Annotated in this window: 12 protein-coding genes and 1 tRNA gene; 4 read left to right on the top strand and 9 right to left on the bottom strand. The window is 61.1% G+C overall.

The window, feature by feature from the left end; all coding sequences use genetic code 11:
* Positions 1–294: 294 nt before the first annotated feature.
* On the bottom strand, positions 295–2,211 hold the full coding sequence (locus tag ACT3UA_RS10450; protein ID WP_096283524.1) for a DEAD/DEAH box helicase: 1,917 nt from the start codon (positions 2,209–2,211) through the stop codon (positions 295–297).
* Between the two features lie 334 nt (positions 2,212–2,545).
* On the opposite strand from ACT3UA_RS10450, the gene ACT3UA_RS10445 reads away from it, so the two are divergent.
* Positions 2,546–2,956, top strand: a complete 411-nt coding sequence (locus ACT3UA_RS10445; protein ID WP_141393447.1) for a hypothetical protein — start codon at positions 2,546–2,548, stop codon at positions 2,954–2,956.
* Positions 2,957–3,025: 69 nt separating this feature from the next.
* On the opposite strand, the gene ACT3UA_RS10440 is transcribed toward ACT3UA_RS10445, so the two are convergent.
* Together ACT3UA_RS10440 and ACT3UA_RS10435 are read right to left on the bottom strand one after the other, a co-directional pair.
* A complete protein-coding gene (locus tag ACT3UA_RS10440) occupies positions 3,026–4,183 on the bottom strand; it encodes a cystathionine gamma-synthase (RefSeq protein WP_096283520.1) in 1,158 nt (385 codons plus the stop codon).
* A gap of 28 nt (positions 4,184–4,211) precedes the next feature.
* Positions 4,212–5,576: a pyridoxal-phosphate dependent enzyme gene (locus ACT3UA_RS10435; protein ID WP_096283518.1), complete on the bottom strand. Its 1,365-nt coding sequence runs from the start codon at positions 5,574–5,576 to the stop codon at positions 4,212–4,214.
* Positions 5,577–5,698: 122 nt separating this feature from the next.
* Between ACT3UA_RS10435 and ACT3UA_RS10430 the strand changes: the two genes are divergently transcribed.
* The gene (locus tag ACT3UA_RS10430; protein WP_096283516.1) at positions 5,699–6,664 is read left to right on the top strand and encodes a DNA-3-methyladenine glycosylase family protein; all 966 of its coding nucleotides are present in this window, start codon (positions 5,699–5,701) and stop codon (positions 6,662–6,664) included.
* A 35-nt stretch (positions 6,665–6,699) separates the two neighbouring features.
* Here the strand turns inward: ACT3UA_RS10430 and ACT3UA_RS10425 are convergent, their stop codons facing one another.
* Entirely contained in the window at positions 6,700–7,071 is a 372-nt protein-coding gene (locus ACT3UA_RS10425; protein ID WP_096283570.1) for a thioredoxin family protein, read from the bottom strand.
* A gap of 142 nt (positions 7,072–7,213) precedes the next feature.
* Positions 7,214–7,295, bottom strand: a tRNA-Tyr gene (locus ACT3UA_RS10420).
* Between the two features lie 165 nt (positions 7,296–7,460).
* Here ACT3UA_RS10420 and ACT3UA_RS10415 point away from each other — a divergent pair.
* A complete protein-coding gene (locus ACT3UA_RS10415; protein WP_096283514.1) occupies positions 7,461–7,949 on the top strand; it encodes a YajQ family cyclic di-GMP-binding protein in 489 nt (162 codons plus the stop codon).
* Between the two features lie 89 nt (positions 7,950–8,038).
* Here ACT3UA_RS10415 and htpX read toward each other — a convergent pair whose 3' ends face one another.
* On the bottom strand, positions 8,039–8,902 hold the full coding sequence (htpX, locus tag ACT3UA_RS10410) for a zinc metalloprotease HtpX (RefSeq protein WP_096283568.1): 864 nt from the start codon (positions 8,900–8,902) through the stop codon (positions 8,039–8,041).
* A gap of 285 nt (positions 8,903–9,187) precedes the next feature.
* On the opposite strand from htpX, the gene rarD reads away from it, so the two are divergent.
* Positions 9,188–10,126, top strand: a complete 939-nt coding sequence (rarD, locus tag ACT3UA_RS10405; RefSeq protein ID WP_096283512.1) for an EamA family transporter RarD — start codon at positions 9,188–9,190, stop codon at positions 10,124–10,126.
* A gap of 50 nt (positions 10,127–10,176) precedes the next feature.
* Here the strand turns inward: rarD and gabT are convergent, their stop codons facing one another.
* The 3 genes from gabT to ACT3UA_RS10390 all read right to left on the bottom strand — a co-directional run bounded on the left by gabT (position 10,177) and on the right by ACT3UA_RS10390 (position 13,466).
* A complete protein-coding gene (gene gabT / locus ACT3UA_RS10400; RefSeq protein ID WP_096283510.1) occupies positions 10,177–11,517 on the bottom strand; it encodes a 4-aminobutyrate--2-oxoglutarate transaminase in 1,341 nt (446 codons plus the stop codon).
* Positions 11,518–11,724: 207 nt separating this feature from the next.
* Positions 11,725–11,865 (bottom strand): methionine/alanine import family NSS transporter small subunit, encoded by a 141-nt coding sequence (locus ACT3UA_RS10395; RefSeq protein ID WP_096283508.1) that lies wholly within the window; start codon positions 11,863–11,865, stop codon positions 11,725–11,727.
* 2 nt (positions 11,866–11,867) lie between these two features.
* Positions 11,868–13,466 (bottom strand): sodium-dependent transporter, encoded by a 1,599-nt coding sequence (locus ACT3UA_RS10390; RefSeq protein WP_096283506.1) that lies wholly within the window; start codon positions 13,464–13,466, stop codon positions 11,868–11,870.
* Positions 13,467–13,497 lie beyond the last annotated feature (31 nt).

The raw sequence follows: 13,497 nt of genomic DNA, 5'->3' as shown, positions 1-13,497 counted from the left end.
GCCCCCGGCCACCGGAGTAGTCCGGGACACGACCCCACCGGTCATCCACCTGCCGAAGCACCAGCGAGAATGAACAACGCCACTGCGAGTCCTCCGTCTAGCATGCAGACACCACGAGTGTCTGCATGCACCGCGCCGTATTCGCTGTGCGCCCGCATGGTTGCACGAGCGCCCCGGGAATTGGCTGCCGCTTCTCGACAAATTCCAAGTCGACAGGGCGAGGCATCAGGGTTAAACAAAAGCACCCTCCCGAGCCGTATTCACGGCTCAAGAGAGTGCTTCTGTATCTAGTGCTTAGTAGTCGCGACGTCCGCCGCTACGGCCCGAATCGCCGAAACGGCTCTTGCCGCCACGTCCGCCACCGCCGCCGAAGCCGCCGCGCTTTTCGCCACCGCGTCCGCCGCCGAAGCCTCCGGAGCGTCCGCCACCGAAGCCACCGGAACGCTTACGGTCGCCGTAGCCACCGCGATCCGAATCTTCGGCTGGGCTGCGACCGTTGTCGAGCTCCAGGTCGATAGCTTCGCCGCCAATGCGCGTCTTGGACAGTGCACGCCACTGGTCCTTGCTCAGCTCTGCTGGCAATTCGACCAGGGTGTGATCCGAACGGATATCAATGCCACCGATTTCGGAGGAGTTGAAGCCACCCTCGTTTGCCAGTGCGCCGACGATCGAGCCTGGCTGAACGCGGTTACGACGGCCAACGGCCAGACGGTACATGGCGTTGCCCTCGGCTGCAGTCTTGCGAGCACCGCGCTCACGTGGTTCGCGACGGGCTCCGTCACGGCCACCCTCACGTCCGCCTTCGCGGTCCATGCGGGCCTTCTTCGATGGTGGGATGACTGGTTCGGTCATCAGCAGTGGACGACCGCCCTGAGCCATCAGTGCCAGTGCGGCAGCGATTTCCAGCTGATCCAGGTCTTCGTGCTCGCTGGCGAAACGCTCCACGATTTCACGGAAGGTAGTCAGATCCTGGCCACTGATGGTCTGGTCGATACGATCAATGAAACGCTGGATGCGACGGTCGTTGACCGAGTCCAGGGAAGGAAGCTGCATCTGGGTCACCGGCTGGCGGGTAGCCTTCTCGATGGCACGCAGCAGGTACTTCTCGCGTGGGGTCATGAAGAGGATCGCGTCGCCCTTGCGCCCTGCACGGCCGGTACGGCCAATACGGTGCACGTAGGACTCGGTGTCGTGTGGGATGTCGTAGTTGATGACGTGGGAGATGCGTTCCACGTCAAGGCCACGAGCGGCCACGTCGGTTGCGACCAAGATATCGATCTTGCCCGAACGCAGGTTCTCGACGGTGCGCTCACGCTGCTGCTGCGGGATATCACCGTTGATGGCGGCGGCGGTGAAGCCACGTGCCTTCAGCTTGTCGGCAAGATCTTCGGTAGCCATCTTGGTGCGCACGAAGGCGATAACGCCTTCGAATTCCTCGGATTCGAGGATACGGGTCATGGCGTCCAGCTTGTGGGCACCCATAACCTGCAGGTAACGCTGGGTGATGTTGGTGCCGGTCGAGGTGGTCGACTTGACGGAAACTTCCTGTGGGTTGCGCAGGTATTCCGCAGCGATACGACGAATGGTGCGTGGCATGGTTGCGGAGAAGAGTGCAACCTGCTTGTCGGCCGGGGTCGACTCCAAGATCTTGTCGACCTCTTCGGCGAAGCCCATGCGAAGCATTTCGTCGGCCTCGTCCAAGACAACGTACTGGAGGTTGGACAGGTCCAGGGAACCCTTGTTGATGTGGTCGATGACACGACCTGGGGTACCAACAACAACCTGTGCACCGCGGCGCAGGCCGTTGAGCTGTGGGCCGTATGGGGAGCCGCCGTATACCGGCAGGACGGTGAAGTCGCTGAGGTACTTGGCGTAGGAAGTGAAAGCTTCAGCAACCTGGAGGGCTAGCTCGCGGGTTGGAGCCAGAACCAGGATCTGCGGGGTGCGAGCTGGACCGTTGAGGTCAGCAAGCTCGGCCATGCGGGACAGTGCCGGCAGCGCGAACGCCGCGGTCTTACCGGTACCGGTCTGAGCCAAACCAACAACGTCACGGCCTTCAAGAAGCAGTGGGATGGTGGCGGCCTGGATTGGCGATGGCTTCTCGTAGCCGAGGTCGGCCAGTGCTGCAAGCACTCGGGCGTCAAGACCAAGTTCGCTGAAGAGCACGGTCGGCTCTTCGGTGGTCTTTTCGTCATTGGTGTTTACGGGCATGTCAGATGACACGAAGAATTACCTCATTCGTTTGGGGGAAGGCCTACCCGTCCCCAAAAGAAAGAACGACGCATAGGCTACACAGTAAAAAAACTACTCACGCTCATCAAGCGCTCCCCTATGACATAAAAACCGCGCTCACACTTGGCGGAAGAAATACAACACGAGAAGGCTCTAGCCTCAAAAATTGGGCGAGATGCAAGGAAACCCTGATGTTCGCGAACACCTAATACTATCGACATCAGGGGCCATTTGTCAGGGCGAGAGCCGTGTGAGTTCAGGCACCGCGACGCAGAGGACCCAAAACCATCCCCGGAACGCTAGGCTGGAAGACGTGAAAAAGCCCGCGAATCCCTCACTTACAGACGTGTCGACCCCCGGTGCGCTACGCATCTCCCGGTTCGTTTGGATTTTGGCCGGAGTGCTCTTCTTGGGCTTCGCAGCCAATCTATTCTTCGATACCTGGACTGGCCGGTCCCTGGACCTGGGGCCGCTGGCTCTCGTCGCCCTGCTGGCGGTGGCCGGGATTGCGTTCTGCCTCTTGGCCATACGCCTGTGGAAGGGCGAACGCTCGGCACGTGCCCAGTTGACCTGGATCGGACTGATCGCGGCGCTGCCGACCCTGCTGCGCATGGGACGCTATGCGATTCTTGCGGCCGTGGTGCTCGTCGCGGTGCTGCTGATGTGGACCCCGGCAAGCATCAAGTATTTTAAACTCGTCTCGCCAAAGCCCAAACAGAAATAGTCGACGGCCCGGTTAAACACCGCGGGACTCGCAACCCAAGTGGCTACGAGTCCCGCGGTGTTTTTCTGCTTACAGCGCCGTGAAGGCGCGCTCCAGATCATCGATCAAGTCGGCGGCATCTTCGATACCCACCGAGAGTCGAAGCAAATTCACCGGGACGGCCAGCTCGGTGCCCTTGACCGAAGCGTGAGTCATCTCCGATGGGTAGTTCATCAGCGATTCGATGCCGCCGAGCGACTCGGCCAGGGTGAAGAGCTTCGTGCTTTCGGCAATCTTCCGCGCGGCGGCCTCGCCGCCGGCGAACTGCACCGACACCATGCCGCCAAAACCGCTCATCTGCTTCTTGGCGATCTCATGGCCGGCGTGATCGGCGAAGCCCGGGTAGAGCACGCGCTCCACTTCCTTGCGTTCGCGCAGCCAGGCAGCGACCTGGGCCGCATTCTCGCTATGGGTGCGCATGCGCACGCCCAGGGTCTTCAAACCGCGGGTGGTCAGGAATGCGTCCATCGGGCCTGATACGGCGCCCACGGCGAACTGGATGAAACCGATCTTCTCGGCCAGCTCGTCGTCGTTCACGATGATCGCGCCGCCAACAACATCTGAGTGCCCGCCGATGTACTTGGTGGTGGAATGGACGACGATATCCGCACCGTGGGTCAGCGGCTGCTGCAGGAAAGGGCTGGCGAAGGTGTTGTCGACAACCAGCAGCGCGCCAGCCGCGTGGGCGATCTGCGCGACCCGGGAGATATCGGTGATCTTCATCATCGGGTTCGACGGGGTCTCGACCCAGACCAGCTTCGCCTTGCTCTTTTCGATCGCGGCGGTCAAGGCCTGCTCGTCGGACATGTCCACCGGGGTGTTGCCGATGCCCCAGGCGCCGAGCACGCGGTCGATCAGGCGGAAGGTTCCACCGTAGGCGTCGTTGCCCAATACGATGTGGTCCCCCGGGCGCAGGATCGCGCGGATCAAGGAGTCCTCGGCCGCCAGGCCCGAGCTGAAGGAAAAGGCGTGCTTGCCGAATTCGGCTCCGGCCAGCTGCGCCTGGAGCGAATCACGGGTTGGGTTGGTGCCGCGGCCATATTCATAGCCATTGCGCAATTTGCCGATCGCTTCCTGCGCATAGGTCGAGGAGAAGTGCAGCGGCGGAACAACCGCGCCGGTCACCGGTTCAAATTCCTGCCCGGCGTGTACGAAACGAGTATTTGATCCTTGGGTATTTTCGGTCATGACGTTCCTGTCCTTGAGGTGGAATTCTTTAGCGGGTGACGTAGGCCAGCAGGTCCGACGCCGATAGCGCGGCGACAACGTCTCCGCCGTGCGTCAGCAGAACCGCCGGGTGCACGGCCAGCATTTCTTGGGCACGGGCGAGATCTTCACCCACACCGAGCAGCGGGATGGCCAGCTGCTCGAGCTCTGCCAGCTCGCTGGTGGCCGCGGCGCCGGCCAGGAGCGCGTCGGTGATGGCCGCCGCGCCGATGACCCCGCGGATTTCGCCGATCCGGGCGGGCAGCTGGACGGTGGCCACGACCAGCGCTTCGGCACCGGACTCGCGCAGCGCCGCGGCGGCCTGGGACAGGGTGGTCTCGGGTGCCACGGTCGGCTGCGGCTGAGTAGCCAGCGCGCGGGCTATGCCCACCAGCTCGGAGTCCGCCTCGCCGGTGAAACCCTGGGTGAGCATCCAGGAGTCATTGAAGATCTTCGCCAGGTAGCCGCGGCCGCCATCGGGTGCGATGACCACCACGACGTCGTCTTCGCTCAGGTCCTTGGCCACGCGCAGCGCCGCCACGATGGCCATCCCGGATGAACCGCCCAGCAGCAGTCCCTCCTCGCGAGCCAGCCGGCGAGTCATCTCGAAGGAGTCGGCATCCTTGACCGCCTCGACAGCATCGGGCACCGCAGGATCGTAGTTGCCCGGCCACATATCCTCGCCGACGCCTTCGACGAAGAACGGGCGGCCGGTGCCGCCGGAGTAGACCGAACCGTCCGGGTCCGCGGCGATGACCTTGACCGGACCAGCGGCACGATCGGCGGAAATCTTCTTGAGGTAGCGTCCGGTACCGGTGATGGTGCCGCCGGTGCCCGCACCGATCACCACGTGGGTGAGCTTGCCGTCGGTATCGTTCCAGATTTCCGGGCCGGTCGACTCGAAGTGGCTTTCCGGGGCTCCGGGATTGGAGAACTGGTCTGGCTTGTATGCGCCATCGATCTCGCGGACCAGGCGATCCGAGACACCGTAGTAGGACTCAGGGGATTCCGGGGCTACTGCCGTTGGCGTCACGACGACTTCGGCTCCATAAGCGCGCAGCACATCGCGCTTTTCCTCGCCGACCTTGTCCGGGGTGACGAAGATGGTGTTGTAGCCCTTCAGCTGTCCGACCATCGCCAGCCCGACACCGGTGTTGCCACTGGTAGGTTCGACAATAGTTCCGCCGGCCTTCAACTCGCCGCTTTGCTCCGCACGCTCAACCATTTTCAGGGAGATGCGATCCTTGATGGATCCGCCCGGATTCAGGTATTCGAGCTTGACCAGCACGGTGGCTTTGATACCGTCGGTCACGCGATTGAGTTTGACAAGTGGCGTGTTGCCAATCAGATCTAGAACTGTAGACGCATACTTCATGTCAAGAACTTTACCGGCGGATGACACACATGTCGTGGCCACTCGTAGCTTAGCGTCATCCAGTAGCCATCGCTGGCGCGAAATGTTAGCGAGAGGCCCGAACAGGGGAAGAGGTACAGAGCGTGCACACCGCGGCGATCAGCAGCACCCACGACCCGCAACGTCCGGTCAATTTGCCGAAGTCCTTGGGGATTCTGCGTCGCGGCCTCGGCGACCCGACCATCCGACTGTCGGCCACGGAGGCCTGGTTGGCCTTTGCGACGCCGCAGGGCGATGCGACGCTGCACATCTTTAAACCGTCGATTAATGGCGTCGCTCGGTTCGACGCGTGGGGACCGGGTGCGCGGTGGGCCATCGAATACGCGCCGGAGCTCTTGGGCAGCCAGGACGATTGGGCGCGCTTCGATGAGCCGGGTTTCTTCGCCACCCTGCCCGAACTAGTGCAGCGCCAGCGCAGGGATCATCGGGATATGGTGCTGCCGCGGACCCACCGGATCTTCGAGCATGCCGCCGGTGCGGTGCTGGAACAACGCGTCACCGGGATCGAAGCAAATCATGCTTGGCGCTGGCTGATCCGGCACCATGGAAGAACCGCACCCGGCCCGGCGCCCGAGGGGCTGCGGCTTTTTCCGCGCCCGGAACAAATCGCTTCGCTCAAACGCTGGGATTGGCAAAGCGCCCGGGTTGAGGATCAGCGGGCGCAGACGCTGAGCAGGCTAGCGTTCGCCGCGAGCCGATTGGAATGGTGGGCCGCCTTCGAACTGGGTGAGAAGAAGCCGCAGGCTAGCGGCGCGGGCACTCTGGAAGCTGCGTTGCTGGCCATGCCCGGCATCGGACCTTGGACGGTTGCCGAAACCTTGCAGCGTTCCCACGGCTCCCCCGACCACATTTCGGTCGGCGACTATCATCTGGCGGGGTTTGTTGGACAGATGCTGACCGGACGTCGCGTCAAGGATTCGACAATGCTTGAGCTGTTGTCGCCTTTTGCCCCACAGCGCCAGCGCGTGATTCGGCTGCTGCTGCTTTCCGGCCAGAAAAAGCAAAGCTTCGGGCCACGCTATGCCCCGTTGGATCATCGAGGTCGTTAGCAGCCCGAAGCTTTAGTTGCCAGATAGCTTTTGTACTATTCCGCCTGCGCGCCTTCCTCGGCGATCTGTGCGTGCACCTCGGACATGTCGATGCCCTTCACTGCGGTGACTAGATCTTCGAGCTGGGCCGCATTCAGCACACCAGGCTGAGAGAAAACCAGGACCTTTTCGCGGAATGCCATCACGGTCGGAATCGACGTGACATTGGCAGCGCGGGCCAAACCCTGTTCGGCTTCGGTGTCCACCTTCGAGAACACAACATCAGGGAACTTTTCCGAAGTTTGCTCATAAACCGGCGCGAACTGACGGCAAGGACCGCACCACGCTGCCCAAAAATCAACGAGCACAATGTCATTGTCTTCAATCAGCTGGGCGAATTCTGCTTCGCTCACATTTTTAGTTGCCATGCTTACACGGTAGCCGAATTCGGTCACAAGTACGTAGCTGAGAGACATTTTGCGCAGTGAGGAAACCCGGAATATCGGGATTTTTGCGTATTTTTCCGGGGATGCAAAAAACTCCCAGATCCTAAGATCTGGGAGTCATTTGTGGCAGATACTGGATTCGAACCAGTGAAGGCGTTGCCAGCTGATTTACAGTCAGCCCCCTTTGGCCACTCGGGTAATCTGCCCCGTTTGTTCACGTCGGAACGAGAAATAACTCTACAGGAGTTTCGGGGAGTTGTGAAATCGGGAGGCGCATTTTTGATGTAAGCCTGATCACAGCCCAAATTCGCGCTGCTAAACCGGTAGGCTATGAAGCGAATTGGACCCGTAGAACACCAAGGAGAAATCACATGGCTAGCGATTCCACTTTTGATGTCGTCAGCAAGGTAGACAGCCAAGAAGTCGCCAACGCACTGCACCAGGCCCAGAAAGAAATCGTGCAGCGATACGACTTCAAGGGCGTCGGTGCCGAGATCGACTACAGCGGCGAGAAGATCCTAATGAAGGCCAACGCCGAGGAGCGCGTCAAGGCTGTGCTGGACATCTTCCAGTCCAAGCTGGTCAAGCGCAACATCTCGCTGAAGTCCTTGGACGCCGGCGAGCCCTATGCCTCGGGCAAGGAATACCGCATCGAGGCCTCCATCGTCGAGGGCATCGCCCAGGACGTTGCCAAGAAGATCAATAAGCTCATTCGCGACGAAGCGCCGAAGGGCGTCAAGTCCACCATTCAGGGTGATGAGCTGCGTGTTTCCTCCAAGTCCCGCGACGACCTGCAGGAGACCATGACGCTGCTGCGCGGCTTCGAGGAAGCCGACCTCCAGTTCGTGAACTTCCGCTAGGAACCAGCCCGAGTGCCAATGACAAAGCCGTTGCCAACTGTTCGTTGGCAACGGCTTTGTCATTGCATGGTGAATTTTCTGTCGAAGTGCTAGTGGCCGCGGGCCATCGCTTCCAACCGGGCGACTCGGTCGTCCATGGCGGGGTGAGTCGAGAACATTTGCTTCAGGCGCGAGCCGAAGGGGTTCGCGATCATCAGATGCGAGCTGTTCACCAGCTTCTGGTCTTGCGCGGCCAGCGGGGCGGCGCTGATCCCGGATTCAAGCCGGCGCAAGGCGCTGGCCAGCGCCAGCGGATCGCCAGTGAGTTTGGCGCCGTCTTCGTCCGCATCGAACTCGCGGGTTCGGCTCACAGCCATCTGGATGAGCGAGGCGGCCAGCGGTGCCAGCAAGGACATCGCGATCAGTGCAATCGGATTGACGTTGCGGTTGTCCCGTCCGCCGAAGAACAGCATGAATTGGGCGACGGAGGTGATCACGCCGGCCACGGCCGCCGCCACCGACGAGGTGAGGATGTCGCGGTTGTACACATGCATCAGTTCGTGGCCCAGCACTCCGCGCAGCTCGCGCTCGTCGAGCAGCTGCAAGATCCCCTCGGTGCAGCACACCGCGGCGTTCTGCGGGTTGCGCCCGGTCGCGAAGGCATTGGGCGAGGTAGTCGGGGACACGTAGAGCCTAGGCATCGGCTGCTGGGCATTAATCGACAGCTCGCGAACGATGCGGTACATGGCTGGCTGATCCGCCTCGGTGACGGGGTAGGCATGCATCGAGCGCAGGGCGATCTTGTCGCTGTTCCAGTAGCCATAGGCGGTGGTGCCCACGCCGATCAGGGCAAAGATCCAGATGAATGAGCCGTTTCCGCTGCCGAAGGAAATCAGCGATCCGAGCGCCAGCAGGAGGGCAAACATTCCACCGAGCAAAAGCGCGGTTTTGAAGCCATTGTTGTGTTGATGCACCTTGGGTCCACTCCCCATGTTCGAAATCCCATTGCGGTTCTCTCTAGTGTATTTGAACGAGCAAGTCGGCATGTTTGTTCCCCGCCGGAGCCCTCTCCCCTGGTGCGAGCTGGATCACGGTGCGCCCCGCCGGTGTGATTTAATCCCCGCCTGAGCCGCGGCGTGACTACCATCACCTTGCGCGGCCGTACCCGGCCCTTGGGCATACGATCGACTGACAATGCTCTGATCCACGGCGCCGCCTGCGGCCCGTGGTGGCTCGGTGGAAGTGGAAACGATTAACTGATGAGTTCCGGAAGCACTAAACCAGTTCGCTCCGAACATTCCCTTGGCCTGATCCAAGGCACGACCGCATATTTGGTCTGGGGGCTGCTCCCCCTGTACTTCCTTTTGCTGCCGGAAATCTCCGCCTTCGAATTCGTCGCCGTGCGCATCGTCTTCTCGCTGGTTTTCTGCGCCCTGCTGCTATTCGTGACCAAGCAGATTCGCTTGTTCCTCAGCATGTTCAGAAATCGCCAGACGGTGAGCCGTCTGGCGTTGGCCAGCGTGCTGATCGCGGTGAACTGGACGCTCTATGCCGTGGCGGTACTCACCGGCCATGTCCTTGAGGCATCGCTGGGCTATTTCATCAATCCCATCGTCGCCATCGTGCTCGGCGTGCTTGTCCTGAAGGAAAGACTGAGCCGGTTGCAATGGGCCGCCTTGGCCGTGGCCACGATTGCGGTGCTGGTTCTGACCTTCGGCCTCGGCCGAGTCCCATGGATCTCACTGGGCTTGGCGTTTTCCTTCGGCTTCTACGGACTGGTCAAGAGCCAGGTGGGGAAAAGCGGCACCGCCCTTGGGGCGCTGACCATGGAAACTCTGATCCTGGCGCCCCTGGCCGGCGTCTTCCTGATCTGGACGTCGAGCCAAGGCTCCTCGGTCTTCACCGGGGTCGAACTGCCGATGCTGGCCCTGTTGGCCGCCAGTGGCATCATCACGGCCGTGCCCCTGCTGCTTTTCGGCGGGGCCGCACGCCGCCTGCCGCTGAGCACCCTGGGCTCCTTGCAGTTCCTGGCCCCGATCATGCAGTTCATCCTCGGCCTGCTGGTTTTCGGCGAATCGATGCCCGTGGAGCGCTGGATCGGGTTCGGGCTGGTCTGGACGGCGGTTGTGCTGATCATTCTCGACATGGTTCGCACGCCGCGGACCGGGCGCGGCCCAGAACCAAAACAGGTTAGTTAACGCACAAGTGGCCTGGTTTATTGGAACCAGGCCACTTGAGTTTGAGCGAGTTACGCGTGCTTGCGAATCGCTGCCTCCAGGACATCAAAGGCTTCGCTCAGCAGCGCGTCTCCGATGACCAGCGGAGGCAACAGGCGCACCACATTGCCGTAGGTGCCGCAGGTGAGGATCAGCACACCTTGGGCCAGGCACTCGGCGGCGACCTTCTTGGTCAGTTCCGCGTCTGGTTCCTTGCCGCCGGCCTTGACCAGTTCGAGGGCAACCATCGCGCCGCGGCCGCGGACGTCGCCCAGCGCCGGAACATCCTTTTGCAGGGCTTCGAAGCGGGCGAAGAACTGCTTTTCGATCTCGCGGGCACGCCCGGCCAGATCCTGCTCTTCCATGAACTTGATGCTCTCCAGCGCCGCGGCTACGGCAACCGGGTTGCCGCCGTAGGTTCCGCCGAGTCCGCCGCCGTGCACCGAATCGAGCAATTCTGCGCGCCCGATGAGTCCCGACAAGGGCATGCCGCCGGCAATGCCCTTGGCCACGGTCACCAGATCGGGTTCGATCCCTTCGATTTGGGAAGCAAACCACGCGCCAGCGCGCGCGAAGCCGGCCTGGACTTCATCGGCAACGAAGACGATGCCGTTTTCCTTGGCCCACTCGACCAGGCGCGGCAGGAAGCCGGTGGCCGGGACAATGAAGCCGCCCTCGCCCTGGATTGGTTCGATGATGATCGCGGCAATCTGGTCGCCGCCGATCTGCTTCTCCATGGCCAGGATCGCGCGCTCGGCTGCTTCCTTGCCGGACATGTTCGGGTTCTCTTCCCGGTAGGGGTAGCTCATTGGCATCCGGTAGATCTCCGGTGCCAGCGGACCGAAGCCGCGCTTGTATGGTGCCGCCTTGGCAGTCAGGCCCATGGTGAGGTTGGTGCGGCCGTGGTAGGCGTGGTCGAAGGCTACAACCGCCTGGCGGCCGGTAGCCACGCGAGCGACCTTGATCGCGTTTTCTACCGCTTCGGCCCCGGAGTTGAAGAATACCGCGCGCTTCTCGAAGTTGCCCGGAGTGATCGCCGCAAGCTTCTCGGCCAGCTCGATGTAGTTCTCATAAGGGGCCACCATGAAGCAGGTGTGGGTGAACCGAGCCGCCTGCTCGGCGACGGCCTTGGCCACCGCAGGGTTGGAAGCGCCTACGGAGGTGACCGCGATGCCAGAACCGAGATCAATGAGCTGGTTGCCGTCTACGTCGACGATTATTCCGCCATCGACATCGGCTGCGTAGACCGGCAGGCTGGAGGCCACGCCGGCGGCGACCGCCTTGGCACGGCGGGCGCTCAATGCTTGGGACTTTGGTCCTGGGAAGGCACCATTAATCTGGCGTTTCTGCTCAATGCGGTAAGTAACGTCCACCGTGTTTCCTTTCGAAAAATATTGCCGGTCCTTGATGCCGGAATGACTCTATCTAGAAGAATATGGCCGTGCGGCATATTGCTCTACCCGTACCAGCACAATAATGAACCATATTCACAGTGCACTTGCACAGAGAAAAAGCCTCCTCCCTTCCGGACACATATCCGAAAAGGAGGAGGCTTAGTTCTTTAGGCAGTGACCTAGTGGTTATTCGTTGCCAGTGGTGGCCGGCTCGACATCGTCATCGTGCTTTTCCGGATTGCGCGAGAGATTCACTAGGCTGATCGCCAGGCCGCCCCAAATGGTCAACATGGCGATGATCATGAAGGTGATTGCAATGCCGCTCATGGCTAGTACTCCTTTCCGACTGGATCGGGCAATTCTTCTGCCTCGACTTTTTTCTGATGTTCCGCAAATTCGGGATCATTCAGCTTCGATTTCTTGCTCCATGGAACGAGCGAGAGCAGCACGGCACCGACGATCAGTGCGCCTGCCATGCCCCAGCCGAAGATGCCGTTGAACCAGACCGGGTAGCCGGAATACGGCTCGGAAATCTTGGTCTGGATCTCGTTGATCAGCATGTAGCCAAGCGCCGCCGGGCCGACGCCACCGACGAGAACCATCCACGCGGTGCCCAGCTTGATGGAGCTGTGGCGGTTCAGGTGCTTGGCCAGACGCGGCAGCATGCCCAGGCCAGCGCCGAAGACAATGATCAGCACCAAGGCACAGGCGAGAATGCCGAACTGGTTCACGAATGCGTCCATGGTGTCCAGCAGGTACAGCCCGGTCGTGGTCGGGAACAGAATCATCGAGATCAGCGCCACCGGAAGGGTCACCACCAAGGTGGCGGCCTTGCGGTTCCAGCCCAGCTTGTCTTGGAACGCCGCCACGATGACTTCAAGGATCGAGATCAACGAGGTAATCCCCGCAAAGACCAGCGAACCGAAGAACAGCACGCCGATGACCGAGCCGAATGGCGCGGCGGAGACGATGGTTGGGAAGGCAATGAAGGCCAAGCCGATACCGCTGGCGGCCACATCGGAAACCGCAGAGTTCGCGTTGTAGGCCATGAAGCCCAGCGCCGCGAAAACACCAATGCCGGCAAGCAGTTCGAAGCTGGAGTTGGCGAAGGCCACCACGTAGCCCGAACCGGTCAGGTCGCTCTTGCGCCTCATGTACGAGGAGTAGGTGACCATGATGCCGAAGGCGATAGACAGGGAGAAGAAGATGTGGCCGAAGGCCGCAGCCCACACCCCTGGGTTCGACAGCGCTTCGAAGTTCGGAGTGAAGAAGGCGTTCAGGCCATCGACTGCTCCGGGCAGGAAGACCGACTGGACGACAAGGATCAAGAACATCACGATGAGCAGCGGCATAATGAAGCCGTTGGCACGTGAAATGCCCTTGTTGACACCGGCAACCATAATGATGATGGCTACCAGCCAGACGCCGAGCATTGGCCCGAAGACCCCGCCCACGATATCCATTGAGACACCGGCTTCCGGCGCGACCTGGAGGAAGCCCTCCATGAAGAAGGTCGCGGCGTCATCGCCCCAGGCCTTCGTCAGGGAGAACCAGCAGTACATGGCTGCCCACGCGATGATGGCCGCGTAGTAGATGGCGATAATGAAGCAGATCAATACCTGCCACCAGCCAAGCACCTCGGCCTTGCGGCTCGCGCGGCGGTATGCCAGCGGGGCCGAACCCCGGTAGCGGTGGCCGATCGAATAGTCCAGGAATAGCAGTGGAATACCGGCGCAGAGAATTGCGACGAGGTAGGGAATCAGGAACGCGCCGCCACCGTTCTCGTAGGCGACATAGGGGAAACGCCAGATGTTTCCCAGACCAACGGCTGAACCAATCGCCGAGAGAATAAAAAGCTTGCGCGACGAGAACGTCTCGCGCTTGCCTTCAGCGAGTGGAGCGCCCTTTTTCAAAGATGGAGTGCTCATGGCACTAAACTAGCGCAAATGGTTCACATTA

Source organism: Glutamicibacter sp. 363, from assembly GCF_052379505.1.
GTDB lineage: Bacteria > Actinomycetota > Actinomycetes > Actinomycetales > Micrococcaceae > Glutamicibacter.
This window is presented reverse-complemented; position numbering and strand designations above follow the sequence as displayed.